Below are 460 nucleotides of genomic sequence, written 5' to 3' on the forward strand. Positions count from 1 at the left end.
CACTAAAACTGATACTGCTGCCGAACCGCCGATTACCAAAGCCGCGCCGACACAAGCATCATTGACAGCGCATCCGCGTATTCGCCATATTATCGTGGTGGCGTCGGGTAAAGGTGGTGTTGGTAAATCAACGACTACCGTGAATATCGCTTTGGCATTACAAAAGCTAGGCAACCGTGTTGGCGTGCTCGATGCTGATATTTATGGTCCTAGTATGCCAACCATGCTGGGCGTCGATAATGTCAGACCTGAGCTAGAAAATGAGCAGTTCGTTCCTATCAATGCGCATGGCATGGCAATGCTATCGATTGGTAGCTTGCTCGACGGTGACAATACGCCTGTCGCGTGGCGCGGACCAAAAGCTACTGGTGCCTTGATGCAACTGTATAATCAAACCAATTGGCCGCAGCTAGATTACTTAGTGATTGATATGCCACCGGGTACGGGTGATATCCAATTG

Annotated in this window: 1 protein-coding gene; it reads left to right on the top strand. The window is 49.8% G+C overall.

The window, feature by feature from the left end; all coding sequences use genetic code 11:
- The coding region (locus AAEY78_RS12285) for a P-loop NTPase (protein ID WP_352339625.1) at positions 1-460 on the top strand (460 nt) is incomplete at both ends.

The organism is Psychrobacter sp. 16-MNA-CIBAN-0192 (genome assembly GCF_040309565.1).
Classification (GTDB): Bacteria; Pseudomonadota; Gammaproteobacteria; order Pseudomonadales; family Moraxellaceae; genus Psychrobacter.